Source organism: Micromonospora arborensis, assembly GCF_003205615.1.
In the GTDB taxonomy this organism is placed as follows: domain Bacteria; phylum Actinomycetota; class Actinomycetes; order Mycobacteriales; family Micromonosporaceae; genus Micromonospora; species Micromonospora arborensis.
Genome location: NZ_PYBV01000019.1, coordinates 12,108 through 30,056, shown reverse-complemented (window position 1 = coordinate 30,056; position 17,949 = coordinate 12,108). Strand labels below are relative to the sequence as shown.

Sequence of the window (17,949 nt, the reverse complement as noted above, 5' to 3'; positions counted from 1 at the left end):
ACGTTCTGTCATCCGCCACGTGTGGTCCGCAGGTGAGACCGATCAATGCTCAGGCAGATCGGGGCTCCCTTCCGGCCACGGGCTAGAGCAGGGTCAGTTGCTCGGCTGCCGGCGGTGGCGGCGGCTCGGGCAGGTTTCGGTTGTCGCCCCGCTCGCCGCGGTGCAGCCCGTGCCGGCGGGCGGCGATCCGCACCCGCGCGGTCAACTCCCGCTGGTACGCCTGCGGCGCATAGGAGCCGGCCCGGTACAGCTCGCGGTAGCGGGGCACGAGGTGCGGGTGCTCACGGGCGAGCCACTGCGCGTACCACTCCCGGGCGCCGGAACGCAGGTGCAGGGGCAGGGCGGTCACGCTCGTCGCACCGGCTGCGGCGATCGCGGACACGGTGGCCTCGATCGACTCGTCGCTGTCGCTGAGGCCGGGCAGGATCGGGGCCATCAACACGCCGACGGAGAAGCCGGCATCGGCGAGCGTTCGGACCGCGTCCAGTCGGCGGCGCGGGCGCGGCGTGCCGGGCTCGACGGAACGCCAGAGCTGCTCGTCGACGAATCCCACCGAGAAGGAGATGCCGACCGAGGTCACCTCGGCGGCCTCGCGCAGCAGCGGCAGGTCACGCAGGATCAACGTGCCCTTGGTGAGAATCGAGAACGGGTTGGCGAAATCCCGCAGGGCGCTGATGATCTGCGGCATCAGCCGGTAACGGCCCTCGGCCCGCTGGTAGCAGTCGACGTTGGTGCCCATCGCCACGTGGGCGCCCCGCCATCTCGGCGCGGCCAACTCCCGCCGGACCAGCTCACCGGCGTTGACCTTGACGATCACCTTCCGGTCGAAGTCGGCACCGGCGTCGAGGTCGAGGTAGGTGTGAGTATTTCTCGCGTAGCAGTAAACGCATGCATGGGAACAGCCCCGGTACGGGTTGATGGTCCACTCGAACGGGACGCGGGACTGCCCGGGCACCCGGTTGAGGATGGACTTGGCCTGGACCTCGTAGAAGGTCATCCCGGCGAACTCGGGGGTGTCGAAGGTGCGGGCGACGGCGCCGGGCAGCGCCAGCGGCAGGGGTGGTGTCGCTGGCGCTGCCCGCTCGGGGTCTCCCTCAACCGGGGGAGCGGTGAGGTTGTCCCAGCGCATGGCCACTATTCGAACACGCGTACGAGTGGAGTGCAAGTGACCCGCCGTACACCGGTGGTCGTTCCGATGGTCGGGGAGTGGAGGATGGACACCATGGAGACGTCGACCTTCGTCTACGACGGGGACTGCGCGTTCTGCACGACCTGTGCGGACTTCATCGAACGCCGGATCCCCACCGCGGCTCGCGTGGTGCCCTGGCAGTTCGCCGATCTGGACGCGCTCGGCCTCAGCGCCGCCGAGTGCGAGGAGGCCGTGCAGTGGGTCGGCGCGGACGGCTCACGCGCGGCGGGTCCGGACGCCATCGCGAAGCTGCTCGCCGCGAGCGGTCCGCTCTGGCGCGTCGCCGGTGCCGGCCTGCGGTTTCCGCCGGTACGCGCCGCGGCCTGGCCGGTGTACCGCTGGGTGGCGCGCAACCGGCACCGGCTGCCGGGCGGCACGGCGGCTTGCTCTCTGCCGCAGGAGGCCCGGGAACGCCTCTACGGGCCGGCCGGTCGCCCGAGCGCCGGGGCCTGATCGCCGAGCGGCTCCGGTGCCGCGCTGGCTCCGACCGGCTCCGGTGCCGCCCCGGCCTCCGCCGCGTCCTGGTTCGTGCTGCCCGAGGCGTCGGGCGCGGGACGGCCGACGAGCCGGCGGGCCCACAGCAGTGGGCGGACCCGCTCCAGCGGCAGGAAGCTCGTCATCGCGGCCAGGTGCGGCGCGAACGAGATCGTGATGGTCGCGATGGTGACCGCGTGGAACGAGTAGAAGAAGCCGACCATGGCGAGCCGCCAGCGGGCGGGCAGCAGGAAGACCACGGGGCTGAACAGTTCGAAGGCCACAATGCCGAACTGGGCGACGATCAGCAGGTACGGCACGTGGGCGATCAGGTCCGCCAGGTCGGTGCCGCGCCGGATGATCGCGCGGGCCAGGACCGAGCCGGTCAGCCAGTCGAGGCCGCCGAACCGCAGCTTGGCCCAGGCGGCCAGGAAGTACGTGCAGATCACCGCGATCTGGGTGACGCGCAGGGCCCAGCCGCCGGCCTCGGTGCGGGTGGCGTCGCCGTGGCGGGCTCGACCGGCGGTGGGTAGGACGGCCAGTGCGACGAGCAGCCCGAACCGGTCGTGGTCGACCTTCCCGTAGCTCATCGCGATGATCATCCACTCCAGGTACAGCGCGCAGACCGTCCAGCCGAGCAGTCGGGGCGCCCGTCCGGTCGCGGCGAGCAGCGCGAGCACCAGCAACGCCCAGAAGATCACCGTCACCAGCGTCTCGGTTGGCGTCGGGAGGGGGAGCAGGCGGCCGATCAGGAGCGGCCGATACAGGTCGCCGGGGACGCTGACCCGGGTGCGTACCCAGGGGGTGAAGATCACCAGGTCGGCGGCGACGAAGAGGTAGATCAGGGTCCGGAACGCGGCGACCCGACCCCGGGGCACGGCCTCGGTCAGCCAGCGGCTCATCGGGGGGCCTGCCAGCGGACGACCGTCTGATCGGTGTGCTGGCCGGTCGGTCGGCCGGCGCGGATGCCGTGCCAGCGGATGACGATGCGGACCTCGACCAGCGCGGCGGCATCGGGGTGGCGCTCGGCGTACGCGTCGGCGACCTCGGTGAGCAGCGTCGGGTCGGCGGCGTAGCGGGCCTGCTGACCCTCGATCTCGGCCCGGCGGATGCCGGTCGCGTCCTGGTTGAGGTCGATCACGTCCCCGGTGGTGTTCACTCCCTCGACGCGGGTGTCGGGGGCGGGCGCGTTCGGCGGATTGGAGGTGGCGTACATCCGGAACGGGCCGAACGGGAAGTCGTCGTCGCTGCCCCAGAGGGTGCCGGCCAGCAGCAGGACGAGACCGACGGCGGTCGCGCCCAACCGGGTCACGCGCCCGAGGGTGGTCAGGTTCTCCATCGGGTCGTGACGATACGGGATGTACCGACTGCGTCGGGTCCCTCCGATGGTCAGTTCCGGCTGCCCAGGCAGGTGATCATGCGAGCGTTCCCGGGGGACGACGAAGGCCGGGCCCGCATCGGGGGCCCGGCCTTCGAGTGTCGTCGTGGAGACGACTCAGTGGTTGTGCTCGGCCAACTGCTTGCGGACGTCGTCCATGTCCAGCGCCTCGACCTGCTCGATCAGGTTCTCCAGCGCGGATTCGGGAAGGGCGCCCGGCTGGGCGAAGACGATGACGCCGTCACGGATCGCCATGATCGTCGGGATCGACCGGATGTCGAACTTGGCGCCCAACTCCTGCTGAGCCTCGGTGTCGACCTTGCCGAAGACGATGTTCTGGTGCTTCTCCGAGGAGCGCTCGTAGACCGGGGCGAACCGCTTGCACGGACCACACCAGTCGGCCCAGAAGTCGACCAGGACGATGCCGTCGTTGCCGGTCACCTCGTCGAAGTTCGTCGAGGTCAGCTCAACGGTTGCCATTGCACTCTCCGATCACCGCGGTTTATCTACGTCCCGTAGAACCAGGGCTGACCGTATCGAATTCCCGGGCGGTGGGGCGCGAAACGTGCTCGGGGCTGCGTGCGGGTGCTGAGGGTCATCGACCCATGTCTGTTCATACTCAACTGCGGAACGCAAATGCACGTCGCACTTGCGTGACCTGCGGTGATGGGAGCGTTTCCAGGGAGATCCACCCGATCGAGCGCTACGAATCGGTAACTTGGGCCTTGACAAGGACGTATCCGGCCTGGGGAGATCGCTGATCAACCTCCCCTCCGTCACCGAGAGTAGTGTTACAAAATGATAAATGTGACCTCGGTCTCTGTTGAACCTACGCTGCCGTAGGGCAGAATTCTCGGCATCAGAGCGTGGGCGGCGGGTGCCGGGGAGGGCCCCGCCGCTCATTGCGTCTCCCCCTGTGGGAGTGACCGGTGTGACCTTTCCGCCGCCGTCACTCCCCATCGGTTTCCTTAACCAGCGATAAGGCATGCTGTGCCGAACTCCATCGCCGTCCGTCGAAGGGGACCAGGATGCAGTTCGGCCGCTACTACGAGGAGTTCGAGGTCGGCGCGGTCTACCGGCACTGGCCGGGCAAGACCGTCACCGAGTACGACGACCACCTCTTCTGCCTGCTCACCATGAACCACCACCCGCTGCACATGGACGCGCACTACGCCGCGACGGCCAGCCAGTTCAAGCGCAACGTCGTGGTCGGCAACTACATCTACTCACTGCTGCTCGGCATGTCGGTGCCCGACGTGAGTGGGAAGGCGATCGCCAACCTGGAGGTCGAGTCGCTGCGGCACGTCGCGCCGACCTTCCACGGCGACACCATCTACGGCGAGACCACGGTGCTGGACAAGCGGGAGTCCGGCTCCAAGCCCGACCGGGGCGTGGTGTCGGTCCAGACCCGCGGCTACAACCAGGACGGCACGATGGTCTGCGTCTTCCGCCGCAAGGTCATGGTCCCCAAGCGGGAGTACGCGGCCAGCGCCGTCCCGGACGGGGTGGATCCGGAGCGGCCCAGCTTCCCCGAGCCGCGCCTTCCCGAGTCGCGCTGAGCATCGCGGCGGGTCGACCGCTTCCGGACTCAGGGCCTCCTCCCGCAGTGGGTTCTGCTGGGAAGGGGCCCTGTTTCCGTTTTCGACGCATATGCTGGCGCCGGAGGTTCCGATGAGCCACTCCGTCGCCGGAGAGCCACCCTCTGCCGGCCGCCGAGCCGCACCCTTGACCACCGCTGTCTACTCCGCCGCCGAGTGGGAGCTGCTCATCAGCCTGCCCGGTCGGGTCCTCGTGGCCGCTGCGGCTCCCGGCCCCGGCCGCCCGGAACGGGGGGTCATGGCGAGTCTGGCCGGCCTGGACGCCGTGGCCGCAGGCCGAGCCTTCGACAGCGATCTCGTCCGCGCGGTGGTCACCGCGATCTACGCCCGCCACGACGGCACCCCGCAGCCCGTCGAGCGGCTCACCGATCTGGTGGACCTGCTGGCCGCCTGCCGGGCGGCGAGCCGGGTCCTGGGGCGCCGCGCCGACCCCGCGGACTCGGCCGCGTACCGCCAGTGGGTGCAGTCGGTCGCGGCCCGGGTCTGTCGCGCGGTGCCCGGCGGACGCCGGGTGGACCAACCGGCCACCTCGGCGGACCGGCGCTTCCTGGACCGGCTCGGTGCCGCGCTCGGGCTGGGCTGACCCCCGTCTGCGTTGATCAACCGGCCCGCCGCACCCGCCTGGCGTTGATCGACTCCATTTCGCCGATCTGGCGGCATCCGCCGTCCGGGACACCCCCACATCGGCGGCCTGGAATGGATCAACCCGCCGGGGCGCGGAGCGCGCCAACCCAGCGCCTGCCGCGCTCCGCGCCCCGCCTGCCGCGCTTCGCGCCCCCGCCTGGCGTTGATCGACCTGCCCGCCGCCCGGCAGGCCGTGGCGACGAGCGCCGGCACGTTCCGTACCCTCTGATGACCGTGACCGACGACCAGCTTGAGGTGGGCGTGGGCCCCTGGCCGGGGGACCCACCGGACGACCCTCGTTACGACCCGCAGTTGCTGGCTGAGGGGGACCGGCGCAACGTCGTCGACCGCTACCGCTACTGGCGGCACGAGGCGATCGTGGCCGACCTGGATCGGCACCGGCACGGCTTCCACGTCGCGATCGAGAACTGGCAGCACGACTTCAACATCGGCACGGTGGTGCGCAACGCCAACGCGTTCAACGCCGCCGAGGTGCACATCGTCGGACGGCGCCGGTGGAACCGGCGCGGCGCCATGGTGACCGATCGTTACCAGCACGTGCGGCACCACGAGACGATCGAGGAGTTCGTCGCCTGGGCGGCGGAGCAGCGGCTGCCGGTGTTCGGCATCGACAACCTGCCGGGCTCGCGGCCGTTGGAGACCGGCGCCCTGCCCCGGGACTGTGTGCTGCTGTTCGGCCAGGAGGGGCCCGGACTCTCCGCGCCGGCCCGCGCCGCGTGCGACCAGCTCTACTCCATCGCGCAGTACGGCTCGACGAGGTCGATCAACGCGGGCGTGGCCAGCGGCATCGCGATGCACGCCTGGATTCGTGCCCATGCCGGCGTGCCGCCGGACTGAGCCGCGCCCAGAGGCCGAATCGGACGTTCCGGCTTGACGTGCCGGCGGTTCGGGGCGACGGTGGGGATGTGAGTGTCGCGGTGAGTTGTCCGAGATGCGGGGGCCCGGTACGGGCGCCGGATCTGATGCATGCCGACTCGAGGTGTCTGCGCTGTGGCCCGGTGCCGCCCCTGCACGTACCGGAGCACATCGGAGCGGACATCGTGGCGAGCGTGGTGGAACGGATCACCGCGACCGGGGATCCGCCGGTGACCCCGCTGTGGTGCCCGTGGCCGCTGCCGCCCGGCTGGACCCTCACCGGCGTGGCGTACGCCGGGGACGAGCGGACCGGTGTGCGGGCGACCGCGGTGGCCTGCGCGGGCCCGGCGCCCCTGGGCGGTGGTCCGGCCGATCTGGTCTTCGTGGCCGAGGAGCCGGGCGTCGGCCTGGGCACCCGGCTCGCCGGACTGGCTGGCCCGGATCCGGGACCGGAGTTGGCCGACGCGCTGACCGACCCGGGGCCGGGTCACCCCGACCACGTCGGACAGGCCAGGATCAGGGTCGCCGGGCACCCGACTCCACTGTGGTTGGTGAATTCTCCGACGGATCGAAGCGCGTACGCTGGCGAAGCTCGGGGAATCTGGCTCCATGCGATAGCCTGGCCGGCGAGTGCGGGTCACCTGCTCGCGGAAGACGTCGTGTTACACGACCTGACCGAGTGGACTCCGCCCGAGCTCGTGTACGGCGCACCGTCTCCGTACCTACCAGGGAGGGTTTGACAATCCTTCTGGTTTGACGGAGAACGGACGCAGATCTTCACTGTACGACACCACACTGATACTCTGGGTGCCGCTGCGGTAATGGGACCCGGCGCCGCGCGAGAGGATGGCCCGCCATGGTCAAGAAGGTCCTCACCTGGGCCGGAATCGCATTCTTGATCTTCTTCGTCGCCTATCGGCCAAACTCTGCGGCAGACGTGTTCAAGTCGCTCGGCGGCGGGATCATGGATATCGCTCAGGGGTTCGGCGACTTCTTCACCAGCCTCGTCGCTTAACCGCCGATGGGCAGCCCCTCCGGTCCACCCTTCGACCCGGACGACCCCGACCGGGAACGTCGCGAACGTGACACCGAGCCGATCCCGCGGATCGGGCCTGATGACGGCCCGGACTACGGGGCCGGGCCCGGCCTGTCCGATGGTCCGTCCCTTTCGGACGACGTCGGCTACGGCGACGGGCCCGGCTATGCCGGCCAGGGTCGTTCGGGCCGGGCCTGGATCCGTGATCCGGAGGCCGGCTACCAGCAGCCGCAGATCTCCGAGGACGAGCTGGCCGGGTTGCGCGCGGACGCGACCGGCTCGACTCCTCGGCGGGTGCTGCCACTGGAAGACGAGCCCAGTTCGCTGGTCGCTCGCTATCTCTTCCCCACCGAGCGCTACCGGGGTGAGTGGAAGCGGCACTGGATCCACCTCACCAACCCGCTTCTCATCGGCGTCGCGGCGACCTTCGTGCTCGGCTACCTCGCCGGCTTCCTCGCCGGGCAGGCCGTGGGCGCGTTGACCACCATCGCCGTGTTGCTCTGGTTCGCGGTGATGGGCTGGGTGGCCTGGAAGGTCGCCGACTGGTGGTATGACCGCTTCATCCTGACCAACAAGCGGGTCATGGTGGTCAACGGCATCGTCACCCGCAAGGTGGCGATGATGCCGCTGGTCCGGGTCACCGACATGAAGTACGAGCAGACGCCGACCGGTCGAGCGCTCAACTACGGCACGTTCGTGCTGGAGTCCGCCGGCCAGGAGCAGGCGCTCCGCGAGATCAAGAATCTGCCCAACCCGAACGAGCTCTACCTGCGTGTGGTCGAGGAGATGTACGAGCCGCAGGCGGTCGAGGCACGGCTCGGCAAGGAGGCCGACGAGGCCAAGGCCGACGACGGGGCGTGAAGGTTTTCGACCGAACATCGGAGCAAGTGCACACCTTTCGTCATGGACCGGAACGCCTCTGACGTGGCACTCTGCCAGGACGACTGGGGCGCGGAGGTGGGCGGTGGCGAGCAGGGACACGCTGGAGGAGCAGTTCCGCGAGTTCGTCGCGGCCCGCTCCGCCGCGCTGCTACGCACCGCCTATCTGCTCACCGGGGACTGGGCCACGGCCGAGGATCTGCTCCAGACGGCGTTGACCAAGACCTACCTCGCGTGGAAACGGCTCGGCGGGATCGAGGCCGTCGAGCCGTACGCCCGACGGGTGATGGTCAACACGTCGACGAGTTGGTGGCGGCGACGCTGGCACGGTGAACGCCCCACCGAGGTGCTGCCGGAGCGGGCCGGTGTCGACGAGATCGAGCAGCAACTCGACCGCGACCTGCTCTGGCGACACCTCAGGGAACTGCCCCACCGGCAGCGGGCGGTGTTGGTGCTGCGCTACTACGAGGACATGTCCGAGGCGCAGACCGCCGCGATGCTGGACATCTCGCCGGGCACGGTGAAGAGCCAGGCGTCCCGGGCGTTGGCCACACTGCGCCGGCGGATGGGCGCCGACGCACCGGACCTGGCCGCCGCAGCCGGCGCTGCCCGCCCTGGCGGCTCGGGCGTCCCGACCGGGCAGGCCCCGGCCACCGGTGTTGCCGCGACACTCAGAACCCGGCAGGCGGCTGGCCGACCCGTCCCCCGTCCGGCCATGCCCCGTCCGGCCGCGCCACGGCCGATCGGCCCGCCGGTCGTGCTGCCCACCGCCCCGGCGGCCGTGCCCGTCGGCACGGGCTCCGGGGAGCAACAGTGAGCGGATTCCCAGGCCAGACCGACAACCTGACGGACGGCCCTCGGCGTTCCTATCAGGTGCGGCCTGACGAGCTCGAAGGTGCGGTGCGGGAGACCCTCTCGCGCCAGGTCGCCCTCGCCCGTCCACTGGGCGTCGACCCGGCGGGCCAGGCCATCCGCCGGGCGAACCGGATCCGGCGTCGACGCACCGTGGCCGGCCTCGCCCTCGCGGCGGTCGCCACCGTTCTGCTCAGCGCCGGCATGGCCCAGCTCGGTGCCGAGACCGGGCGGGATGGGAAACCCATCGTGGTGATCGGTGACCCGGACCCGTCCGTCGGGCCGATTCCGACGGCCAGCGTCCCAGGCGTCGACCCCTCGCCCGGAACGCCCCCGGCCCGGCTCATGAGCGAGACGCTGGTCAGCGCCGACGGGCGGCGGCTGGTGCTGCCCGACGTCGGACCGGCCGAACGCGCCCAGCCCCTGCCCGGTGGTGACGGTTGGCTGGTGGTCAGCACACCTTCCACCGCCGGTCGTTCCCTCTGGGTGGTGCAGGACGACGGCCTGGTGCAGGTGCTGCTGGCCGGGGCGGGCCCGATCGTCCTGGCGCCGGACAGCCGCCAGGTCGCCTGGCGCGACGGCAGCGACCTACTGGTGGCAGGGCTGATCGGCACCCAGCTCATCGCGGCGGCACGCACCCCGGCACCCGCAGACGCGGAACCCGTCCGGTTCGTCGGCGACAGCGTGCTGGTCCGACTCGACCCGGCCGACGCTGGTCACACCCTCTGGCGGCCCGCTCTCGGGCAGTTGCCCGGGGCCGTCGACCACCAGAGCCTCAACGTCTACGGGAAGCTGCCCGACGGTCGGCTCGTCGGCCAGATCGCCACGACCGGCCCGGGTAGGACCTGCCTGGCCGTGCTCGACCCGACGCACCTGACACCGCGACAGACCGGCTGCGGCCCGGACCTCAGCCAGGACGGAGTCGGCGGGATCTCGGCGGACGGCCGGTGGCTGCTGGTGAACGGGCGGGTGGGCAAGGCCAACCGGGCCCTGCTGGTCGACCTGTGGCAGCTCGGGCCGAAAACGACAGCCGCTTCGGCAGGGCCGCCGATGACTGGCCCGGTCGTCTGGAGCGACGACTCCCACGCCTCCTACCTCGACGGCACCGGCGACCTGGTCCGGGTCGACGTCGGCCGGGTGCGGGCAGGAAAGCCCGCCAGCCCCACTCCGGTGCCCGGCGTGCCAGCCGGCGACCGCCCAGTCCTGGTGTCCGGCCTCTGACCCACGCGACCACGGTGACCTCCGTGAGTCGGGCTCGGATGTCGCTCGGTAGCGTCGTGAGGTGACCTCAGGTACCGGCTCCGCCCCGAGGATCGACCTGCACACCCACTCGACGGCCAGCGACGGCACGCTGAGCCCCACCGAGTTGGTCCGCGCTGCCGCCGAGGCCGGGTTGGACGTGCTCGCGATCACCGATCACGACACCACCGCCGGCTGGAGGCCGGCCGTCGACGCGCTGCCGCCGGGGCTACGCCTGATCCGGGGCGCGGAGTTGTCCTGCCGCTGGTCCGGTACGCAGCCGGCGGTGCCGCTGCACCTGCTGGCGTACCTGTTCGACCCCGATCATCCGGACCTGGTTGCCGAGCTGGCCCGGGTGCGGGCCGCCCGGGAGGAGCGCGGCGAACGGATCGTCGCGCTGCTGCGCGCCGACGGCATCGACGTGAACTGGCCGGACATCCTGGCCGGTGCCGGCGGGGGCACCGTGGGCCGCCCGCACATCGCGCAGGCGCTGATCCGGGCCGGCCTGGTCGGCAGCACCCGGGAGGCGTTCGGTCCGGACTGGCTGGGCGAGCGGTACCGGCTGCCCAAGGACGACATCGACGTGTTCCGGGCGATCCGGCTGGTCCGGGCGGCCGGCGGCGTGCCGGTCTTCGCCCATCCCCGGGCCACCCGGCGCGGCCGGGTGGTGCCCGACGAGCTGATCGCCGAGCTGGCCGCCGCCGGACTGGCCGGGCTGGAAGCCGACCACGAGGACCACAGCCCGGCTGAGCGGGAGCACGTACGTGGGCTCGCCGCCGAGTGGGGCCTGTTCGTCACCGGCTCCTCGGATTTTCACGGCACTCACAAGACCGTCCAGCTCGGAGAATTCAGCACCAGCGTCGAGGCGTACGAGCGGATCGTCGCCGAAGGGGTGACCGAGGTCGCTTCCGGCTGATCCCAGTTTCGGCTGAGGGCGGCACGGATAGGTTGATCACGTGGAGCTGAAGCTGTTCGGCGAGGTTTTCGTGACCCTGCTGGTGATCACTGACCCGCCGGGCATGGTGCCGATCTTCCTGGCGTTGACCGGCCCGCTGCCCGCCCGCGACCGCAATCGGGCGGCCTGGCAGGCCGTCACGCTGGCGTTGGGCGTGATCGTGGTCTTCGCGGTGGCGGGGCAGACCCTGCTGGACTACCTGCACGTGGACCTTCCGGCGCTGCAGGCGGCCGGTGGGCTGCTGCTCGTGCTCGTCGCCCTGGAGTTGCTCACCGGCAAGACCGACGGCCCGAGCTCGGACGCCACCTCGAACATCGCGCTGGTGCCGCTCGGCACTCCGCTGCTGGCCGGCCCGGGCGCCATCGTGGCGACCATGCTCTTCGTCCAGCAGGCCGACGGGTTCGGCGACTACACGGCCATCGCCGTGGCGATCCTCGCCGTGATGCTCGCGGTCTGGATCGTCCTGCGCTTCTCCGGCGGCATCGTGAAGATCCTCCGACCCGGCGGGATCGAGGTGCTGACCCGGATCGCCGGTCTGCTGCTGGCCGCGATCGCCGTGCAGCTCATCGCCGACGCGGTGTTCGCCTTCGTCACGCAGTACGTGAACATGACCTGACCGGCGTACCGACGATGTCGCAGGGGGATGGCAGGATCGCAGGCGTGCGACGATCCTCCTCAGCGGGACGGCCGGCGGCCGGTGGCCGGGCACCGCAACAGCGCGCCGGCGGTGCCGAGCAGCTCGGTTTCGAGGGCATGCCGGAGCGCCTGTTCGTCTGCACACCGAGCAAGCTCGGCGCGTACGCGGACTGCCCACGCCGCTACCGCTACTCCTACGTCGACCGGCCGGCCCCGCCCAAGGGCCCGCCGTGGGCGCACAACTCGCTCGGTGCCAGCGTGCACACAGCCCTGAAGAACTGGTATGCGCTGGCCGCCGACCGACGCCGCCCCGAGGTGTTGGCCACCCTGCTCAAGGCCACCTGGGTTCGCGAGGGTTACCGCGACGACGAGCAGGAGCGGGCCGCCTACCGGAGGGCGTTGGGCTGGTTGGAGGCGTACGTCGAGACGCTGGAGCCGGATGCCGACCCGCTCGGCGTGGAGCGGGTGGTGGCGGTCAAGACCGCCGTGCTGGCGTTCAACGGCCGGGCCGACCGGATCGACTCGCGACCCGGGCCGGAAGGGCCGGAGCTGGTCATCGTCGACTACAAGACCGGTCGCACCGGGCTGGACACGGACGACGCCCGAGGTTCGCAGGCGTTGGCGCTCTACGCGTACGCGGCCGAGCGGGTGTTCCGCCGACCGTGCCGTCGGGTGGAGCTGCACCACCTGCCGACCGGCACGGTCGCCGGCCACGACCACACGACCGAGTCGCTGGCCCGGCAGCTGACCCGCGCGGAGGAGACGGCCCGCGACATCATGGCCGCCGAACGGGCGGTGGCGGACGGCGCCGACGCGGACGAGGCGTTTCCGGTGGCCCCCGGCCCGCGCTGTGGCTGGTGCGACTTCCGACGGCACTGCCCGACCGGCGCGCAGGTGCCGGGCAAGGAGCCGTGGGCAGCCATGGACCGGCCCGCCGACGGTTGACCGGACGGGGCAGGTCAGCCGGGCAGCGGGGCAGCGGTGCGGCGGGCGGCCCGTTCCTTGGCAGCCTGAATCAACGGCCCCTCCAGATAGCGACGGGGGACGGCAGCGAACGCGAGCCGCAGTGCGCGCACGGTCAGGTCCGCCGACAGGGCGGTGGTGGGTAGACCGAGCCCGCCGTACATGCGGCGTGCCCAGGCCGGCAGCAGTGCGAGCGCGGTGCCGGCGATCCCCAGGTACGCCCAGCGCGGCGGGCCGAGCGTGAGCCCCAACCGGGCCGGCAGGCTGAGCTTCCACGGCAGCGGCGGGGCAGTGAGGAAGAGCGCCGTCTCGGCGGCCTCCCGGGTCATCCGCAACTGTGGTCGTACGGCGCGGTAGTAATCCGCGACCTCGGCCGCGGTGCCCGGGACGGTCGCCGGGTCCAGGCCGACCAGAGCGGCGGAGCGCCGCTGCTCGGTGTAGTAGCCGTCCACCTCGTCGTCGCTGAGCGGCAGCCCGGCACGCCGAGCCGTGCTGAGGAACGACTCGACCTCGGTGATGTGCACCCAGCGCAGCAGGTCCGGATCGTCGATGCGGAACTCGACGCCGGTCGCGGGGTCGGTCGCCCGCAGTCGGGCGTGCAACCGGCGCAGCCGGGCCCCGGCGGCCTCCGCCTCGGCGGTCGTCCCGTAGACGGTGGTCGCCACGTAGGTGGCGGTGCGGACCAGGCGGCCCCAGGCGTCGGTGCGGTAGTTGCTGTTCTGCGCGACCCCGGCCATCGCCTGTGGGTGCAACGCCTGGAGGTAGAGCGAGCGCAGGCCGGCGACGATCAGGATCGGCTCCTCGTGCACCTTCCACGTGACCGAACCCGGACCGAAGAGGCCGAGGTCATCGGAGTCCACCGCCCAAGAGTGCCACGCTGGGGCCGACCTCGTCGGCCACGTGTCGGCTGTGCCGACGGTCAGACGTCGGCCAGGCGGCGGGCCCGGCAGCCGGGGCAGAGACCCCAGAAGGTCACTTCCGCCTCGTCCACCTCGAACCCGTGCGCGACGTTCGGCTCCAGACACGGCGCGCTGCCCACCGCACAGTCGATGTCGGCGATCTCGCCGCAGCCCCGGCAGACCACGTGGTGGTGGTTGTCGCCTACGCGTGCCTCGTAGCGGGCGGGACTGCCGGCCGGCTCGATCCGTCGGGACAGCCCGGCCCGGGACAGCGCGCCCAGCACGTCGTAGACCGCCTGGGTGGAGACCGAGTCGAGGCGTTCGCGGACGCGCCGGGTGATCTCGTCGACCTCCAGGTGGCCACCGCCGGCCAGCACGTCGAGCACCGCGAGGCGCGGCCGTGTGACACGCAGGCCCCTCGATCGCAGCAGCTCCTCGGCAGCGGACATGGGCCAATGACAGCACGCGCGACCAGCATCGACAACCGTCGCCCGGGCCGGGTGGCCACCGACACAGCCGGGAAGATCCGAGGCGCGGCCCGCGACGGTGAACCCGATCGCGGTGGCGCGCGTGTGTCCGGTCGAGAGCCTGGGGACGGTCGGAGGGCCGTACGCTGGCCATCCCCTGACCATGATCGACCTGGAGGGTTCGATGTTCGAGGAGATCCTGGGTCTACCGGTACACGTCCTGGTGGTCCACGCGGTTGTCGTGTTCGTGCCGCTGCTGGCGGTGCTGGCCATCGCGTACGTGGGGCTGCCGCGGTGGCGGCGCCGGCTGGACTGGGCCCTGGGCCTCCTCGCCGTGGTCGCGCCGGTGACCGCCTTCGTGGCCGTCAAGTCGGGTGAGGCGTTCACCGACGCGCTGGTCGCCCGGGGCTTCCAGGGTCAGATCCTCGACCAGATCTTCGAGCACTCACGCTACGGCGACATCCTGTTCCGCATCGTGGTGCCGCTCGGAATCGTCGCCATCCTGCTGTTGGTGGCCACCAGTGGGCACCCCCGGGTGCCGCGGTTGCCGGCGCTGGTCACCCCCGTGCTGGCGGTGGCGGCCGTGGCGCTGGCCATCGCCGCCCTGGTCTACGTCTACCTGACCGGCCACACCGGCGCCGAGGCCGTCTGGGGCACCACCCTCTGACCTGCGGTCCAGCGCGTCAGAAGATGATCCGCGAGCAGAGCAGGCAGACCACGACCACCAGCACCACGCCGGCCGCCACGCCGAAGCCGTAGGTGACACGCTGCGAGCGCTGCTCAGCCACGTCCAGGTCGGCCATGTCCTGCGGCGGCAGCCGTCGCGGCGGCGCCGGCTGCAGGTGTACGGGTGGACGCCAACCGGTCGGCGGCGGCACGCTCGGCGGCGGACCGGTGTAGCCGCTCGCGGGGGTGTTCGTGGGCGCGGCGGGGGGAAGGTCTGCCACCGCGTCGTCGCCGGTGCCAGGCCGTCGCCAGTAGTCGTCCGGGGTGCTGCCACCGCTGGGGGTCGTCACGCCGTCCGACGCTACCAACGCGGTCGGCGGCCCGTTCGTTTCTGGCCGGCGTGCCACCGGCGGCAACCGGTCTGCTGCCGTCGGCTGCGCTAGTCTTGCCGCTCGTGAGCACCATCATCGACCCCGGCACGCAGGGCGCGCGCGGCGACGACGACCGCACCGTCGACCTGAGCGAAGACTTCGTGGTGCTGCCCGAGCAGACCTCCGACGACACCGACCGTGGCTGGGGCGAGCGGACGGGTGGCAACGACGACTGGCTGCTCGCCGAACGCCCCCCGCACTGGGACTGACGCGGCCGCTGGCCGCTGGCCGCTGGCCGCGAGGTGCGCGACGGTCCGGCCGCTGAGTGCCAGGTGAGCCGCACGGTCCGGCCACTGGCTGTCAGGTGCGCCGGATGGTCCGGCCGCTATACGAGTCCTAACTCAAGACGGGGCTGCGGGCGCAGCGAAGGGCGCTCGCCATCCGTTTTGGCTGCCTGCCGTGTCGATGTGCTGTTGAGCGGTATACCTCAGAGGTATGAATATGACTCTGAGGTATACCGCTCAACGCCGTGTCCGCCCTAACGGAGGTGGGCGACGGTCACCGCCGGCCACCGGCTGCGCCCACAGCCCGAGCCAGGGTTAGGAGCGTCTTACTCGTCTAGCTGTCAGGTGACACCGGACGCTGCGGCCAGTTCGCCGGCGCCGGGTGCCAGGTGCGCCGGACGGTCCGGCCACTGACGGTCAGGTGACACCGGACGCCCCAGCCGGCTCGCCGCCGGGTGGACCCGATGGTGAGGGCTCGCGGTCAGCCGCGGACGACGATGGCGAACCGGGTGCCTTCCGGAAGCCCGACGGCGCGTTTCGCCTGGTCGGGGCGGAGCGCCAGATAGAGCGCCGAGGACCCGTCGGTCGCGCCGTCGCCGAGCACGTCCAGCACCAGCGCCGCAGGGGCGAGCAACGTCGCCTCGGTGTCCGCCCCATCCGGTGCGGCCGAGAGCAGGTCGACCCGGGCTCCGGGGCGGACCACCGCCAGCGTGGCCGGCTCGGCCAGCCGGACCGGCAACCCGACAGCGCCGCTCGGCAACGGCAGCGGGTTCCTCGCGCCGCTGCCGACGGTCGTGCCGCCGGTTGGCGAGGGGCCGGCCGGTCCGCTTCCACCGGTGGCGCCTGCCCCCTCGGTGGCGTCTGCCCCGCCGGTGGAGCCTGCCCCCTCGGGGTTGGTCGGCCCGGCCCCGTCGACCCGCCTGGTCGTGCCGCCCACTCCCGCCGGTGCGTCGGAGGGCGCGGTGGTGGGTGGGCAGGCGGTCGGAGTATGCAGAACGGCGGCGGCCAGGCCGAGCAGTGTGGCGACCAGGCCGGCCCGGAGCAGGGTGCGCCCGCCCGGCAGGGTGAGCCGGCGCAACGGACGCAACGCCCGCGCCGAGTCTGGATCGGCCATCGTCTCTGCCGCCTCCCGTCCACTGGTGTCGCAGCGACACCCGTGGACGGCAGATTAGGCCGTTCCCGCCGGTGGCAACCGACCGTCGGTCGGTGCCTGTGGACAACCGGCTGGCCTGTGGACAACGCCCGCCAGCCGGCCCAACCTGCTATGGCGCCGGCGGTGATCGCCTGATGGCCGCGCATGCCGGAGGTCACCGCGGTCTTCACCGCCGACGACCACGCCGAGGAAGGTGGGCTGCCAGGCCAGCCGGACCAGGCCAGCATCCGTGAACCCGAGTGGGCCCGACCCGAGGGGGTCGGGCGACTTGTCAGGACGCGGAGCTTGCCGCCGGGGCCTTGCCGCCGCTCGACCCGCCCGACGAGGAGGACCCCGACGAGGACGACGAGCCTGCGGACGACGAGCCCGAGGACGACGACGAGCCCGAGGACGACGACGAGGACGACGATGACGAACCGGACGACGATGACCCGGAGCCCGCACCAGAGGACGACTCCGACTTCGCCGGCTTGCTGGTCGTGCCGCCGGCCGTCGCCTCCGAGCCGGACGCCCGCGAGTCGGTGCGGTAGAAGCCCGAGCCCTTGAAGACGATGCCGACCGAGTTGAAGACCTTGCGCAGCCGCCCCTGACACGCCGGGCACTCGGTCAGCGGCTCGTCAGAGAAGGACTGCACCGCCTCGAGCTGGTGACCGCACGTGGTGCAGGCGTACTGGTACGTGGGCACGTTCTCCTCCGGATCTGGGCTCAGCCAGTTGGCACTCGACGTATTCGAGTGCCAATGGTGCGTCATTCGCCCCGGGTTCGTCCAGCGGACGTGTGGGGCGCGACACCGTGCGCCGCACCCGGGCCGGCGTCAAGCGTACGCACCCCGTCGGCGGGGGTGACGACCGCGCGGACCAGACGGTCGTGCGGCTCCGCCGGCAGCGCCTCGACCAGCTCGCCGTCGTGCAGCGGCACCACCGTCAACGTCGCCTCGGGCACCCGGGCGAGTGCCCGGTCGTACGAGCCGCCACCGCGCCCGAGTCGCCGACCGAGGCGGTCGACCGCGACAGCCGGTACGACAAGCAGCTCCGCGTCCGCCACGGCGGCCACCCCGAGGCGGGCACCGGCCGGCTCCCGGATACCCCGACCGGCGGCGATCAAGGCCCCCGGCCCGGTATACGCCGCCCAGTCCAGATCCAGGTCGGCGAGGAGCACCGGCAACAGCAACTCGGCGTCGGCCGGTAGAGCCCTCCGCAGCGCCTCCGGCAGATCGGCGCCGCCCGGTTCGGAGCCCACCGGGACGTACGCCGTCATCCGGCGCGGGCGCAGCCGGCGTACCAGCGCGACCAGCTCGGCCTGCACGCGCCCGGCGGCGACGGCGCGGGCGGGACCGCTCAGCGACCGGCGGCGGGCGAGCAGCTCGACACGGACGTCCCGCTTCGCCGCACGGGTCACTTCCGCTTCATC

The 17,949-nt window shown here is 71.7% G+C and carries 24 protein-coding genes and 1 pseudogene; 15 read left to right on the top strand and 10 right to left on the bottom strand.

The genetic code is table 11. From position 1 onward, the window contains the following. Positions 1-82 precede the first annotated feature (82 nt). Positions 83-1,129 carry an Rv2578c family radical SAM protein gene (locus tag C7C45_RS16110; protein ID WP_110564480.1) on the bottom strand — a complete coding sequence of 349 codons (1,047 nt, stop codon included), beginning with the start codon at positions 1,127-1,129 and terminating at the stop codon, positions 83-85. Between the two features lie 93 nt (positions 1,130-1,222). Between C7C45_RS16110 and C7C45_RS16105 the strand changes: the two genes are divergently transcribed. Next, on the top strand, positions 1,223-1,642 hold the full coding sequence (locus tag C7C45_RS16105; protein ID WP_110564665.1) for a thiol-disulfide oxidoreductase DCC family protein: 420 nt from the start codon (positions 1,223-1,225) through the stop codon (positions 1,640-1,642). Here C7C45_RS16105 and C7C45_RS16100 read toward each other — a convergent pair. The 3 genes from C7C45_RS16100 to trxA form a co-directional block, all read right to left on the bottom strand. Next, on the bottom strand, positions 1,606-2,565 hold the full coding sequence (locus tag C7C45_RS16100) for an HTTM domain-containing protein (RefSeq protein ID WP_110564479.1): 960 nt from the start codon (positions 2,563-2,565) through the stop codon (positions 1,606-1,608). The two genes, C7C45_RS16105 and C7C45_RS16100, sit on opposite strands and share 37 nt — an antisense overlap. Then, on the bottom strand, positions 2,562-3,002 hold the full coding sequence (locus C7C45_RS16095; protein ID WP_110564478.1) for a hypothetical protein: 441 nt from the start codon (positions 3,000-3,002) through the stop codon (positions 2,562-2,564). Before C7C45_RS16095 ends, C7C45_RS16100 begins: the two co-directional genes overlap by 4 nt. A gap of 156 nt (positions 3,003-3,158) precedes the next feature. Then, positions 3,159-3,521 (bottom strand): thioredoxin, encoded by a 363-nt coding sequence (gene trxA / locus C7C45_RS16090; RefSeq protein WP_007455291.1) that lies wholly within the window; start codon positions 3,519-3,521, stop codon positions 3,159-3,161. A 548-nt stretch (positions 3,522-4,069) separates the two neighbouring features. Here trxA and C7C45_RS16085 point away from each other — a divergent pair. The 11 genes from C7C45_RS16085 (at position 4,070) to C7C45_RS16040 (ending at position 12,681) form a co-directional block, all read left to right on the top strand. Continuing rightward, positions 4,070-4,600 (top strand): MaoC family dehydratase, encoded by a 531-nt coding sequence (locus C7C45_RS16085; protein WP_110564477.1) that lies wholly within the window; start codon positions 4,070-4,072, stop codon positions 4,598-4,600. A gap of 91 nt (positions 4,601-4,691) precedes the next feature. After that, entirely contained in the window at positions 4,692-5,222 is a 531-nt protein-coding gene (locus tag C7C45_RS16080) for a hypothetical protein (RefSeq protein ID WP_208641182.1), read from the top strand. A gap of 275 nt (positions 5,223-5,497) precedes the next feature. Further along, complete coding sequence (locus tag C7C45_RS16075; protein WP_110564663.1) at positions 5,498-6,121, top strand: TrmH family RNA methyltransferase; 624 nt, start codon at positions 5,498-5,500, stop codon at positions 6,119-6,121. Positions 6,122-6,159: 38 nt separating this feature from the next. Beyond that, positions 6,160-6,879, top strand: a complete 720-nt coding sequence (locus C7C45_RS16070; protein ID WP_341866493.1) for a DUF6758 family protein — start codon at positions 6,160-6,162, stop codon at positions 6,877-6,879. 116 nt (positions 6,880-6,995) lie between these two features. After that, positions 6,996-7,154 (top strand): hypothetical protein, encoded by a 159-nt coding sequence (locus C7C45_RS34090; RefSeq protein WP_007455302.1) that lies wholly within the window; start codon positions 6,996-6,998, stop codon positions 7,152-7,154. Between the two features lie 6 nt (positions 7,155-7,160). Then, complete coding sequence (locus C7C45_RS16065) at positions 7,161-8,036, top strand: PH domain-containing protein (protein WP_110564475.1); 876 nt, start codon at positions 7,161-7,163, stop codon at positions 8,034-8,036. Positions 8,037-8,139: 103 nt separating this feature from the next. Next, positions 8,140-8,871 carry a SigE family RNA polymerase sigma factor gene (locus C7C45_RS16060; RefSeq protein ID WP_110564474.1) on the top strand — a complete coding sequence of 244 codons (732 nt, stop codon included), beginning with the start codon at positions 8,140-8,142 and terminating at the stop codon, positions 8,869-8,871. Next, a complete protein-coding gene (locus tag C7C45_RS16055; protein WP_146247329.1) occupies positions 8,868-10,127 on the top strand; it encodes a hypothetical protein in 1,260 nt (419 codons plus the stop codon). Before C7C45_RS16060 ends, C7C45_RS16055 begins: the two co-directional genes overlap by 4 nt. Before the next feature lie 61 nt (positions 10,128-10,188). Further along, positions 10,189-11,061, top strand: a complete 873-nt coding sequence (locus C7C45_RS16050; protein WP_110564472.1) for a PHP domain-containing protein — start codon at positions 10,189-10,191, stop codon at positions 11,059-11,061. Between the two features lie 40 nt (positions 11,062-11,101). Continuing rightward, entirely contained in the window at positions 11,102-11,716 is a 615-nt protein-coding gene (locus tag C7C45_RS16045; RefSeq protein ID WP_110564471.1) for a MarC family protein, read from the top strand. Positions 11,717-11,730: 14 nt separating this feature from the next. Continuing rightward, entirely contained in the window at positions 11,731-12,681 is a 951-nt protein-coding gene (locus C7C45_RS16040) for a RecB family exonuclease (RefSeq protein ID WP_425271142.1), read from the top strand. A 14-nt stretch (positions 12,682-12,695) separates the two neighbouring features. Here the strand turns inward: C7C45_RS16040 and C7C45_RS16035 are convergent, their stop codons facing one another. Next, a complete protein-coding gene (locus C7C45_RS16035; protein WP_110564469.1) occupies positions 12,696-13,559 on the bottom strand; it encodes an oxygenase MpaB family protein in 864 nt (287 codons plus the stop codon). A gap of 59 nt (positions 13,560-13,618) precedes the next feature. Continuing rightward, complete coding sequence (locus tag C7C45_RS16030) at positions 13,619-14,047, bottom strand: Fur family transcriptional regulator (RefSeq protein ID WP_110564468.1); 429 nt, start codon at positions 14,045-14,047, stop codon at positions 13,619-13,621. A 202-nt stretch (positions 14,048-14,249) separates the two neighbouring features. Between C7C45_RS16030 and C7C45_RS16025 the strand changes: the two genes are divergently transcribed. Then, positions 14,250-14,732, top strand: coding sequence for a DUF2231 domain-containing protein (locus C7C45_RS16025; protein WP_110564662.1), 483 nt, complete (start codon positions 14,250-14,252; stop codon positions 14,730-14,732). A 16-nt stretch (positions 14,733-14,748) separates the two neighbouring features. On the opposite strand, the gene C7C45_RS16020 is transcribed toward C7C45_RS16025, so the two are convergent. Next, positions 14,749-15,081: a hypothetical protein gene (locus C7C45_RS16020; RefSeq protein WP_110564467.1), complete on the bottom strand. Its 333-nt coding sequence runs from the start codon at positions 15,079-15,081 to the stop codon at positions 14,749-14,751. A gap of 95 nt (positions 15,082-15,176) precedes the next feature. On the opposite strand from C7C45_RS16020, the gene C7C45_RS16015 reads away from it, so the two are divergent. Next, entirely contained in the window at positions 15,177-15,371 is a 195-nt protein-coding gene (locus C7C45_RS16015) for a hypothetical protein (RefSeq protein ID WP_110564661.1), read from the top strand. A gap of 496 nt (positions 15,372-15,867) precedes the next feature. Here C7C45_RS16015 and C7C45_RS35045 read toward each other — a convergent pair whose 3' ends face one another. Beyond that, the gene (locus tag C7C45_RS35045) at positions 15,868-16,500 is read right to left on the bottom strand and encodes a flagellar biosynthesis protein FlgA (protein WP_244200405.1); all 633 of its coding nucleotides are present in this window, start codon (positions 16,498-16,500) and stop codon (positions 15,868-15,870) included. Positions 16,501-16,838: 338 nt separating this feature from the next. On the opposite strand from C7C45_RS35045, the gene C7C45_RS35040 reads away from it, so the two are divergent. Then, positions 16,839-17,069: a hypothetical protein gene (locus C7C45_RS35040; RefSeq protein ID WP_244200420.1), complete on the top strand. Its 231-nt coding sequence runs from the start codon at positions 16,839-16,841 to the stop codon at positions 17,067-17,069. Positions 17,070-17,083: 14 nt separating this feature from the next. On the opposite strand, the pseudogene C7C45_RS35035 reads toward C7C45_RS35040, so the two are convergent. Both C7C45_RS35035 and C7C45_RS15995 read right to left on the bottom strand, forming a co-directional pair. Beyond that, positions 17,084-17,290 (bottom strand): annotated as a pseudogene (locus C7C45_RS35035) (FmdB family zinc ribbon protein); the annotation flags it as partial. Then, positions 17,287-17,937, bottom strand: a complete 651-nt coding sequence (locus tag C7C45_RS15995) for a 5-formyltetrahydrofolate cyclo-ligase (protein WP_425271141.1) — start codon at positions 17,935-17,937, stop codon at positions 17,287-17,289. The gene C7C45_RS15995 and the pseudogene C7C45_RS35035, both read right to left, overlap by 4 nt. Between the last annotated feature and the right edge of the window lie 12 nt (positions 17,938-17,949).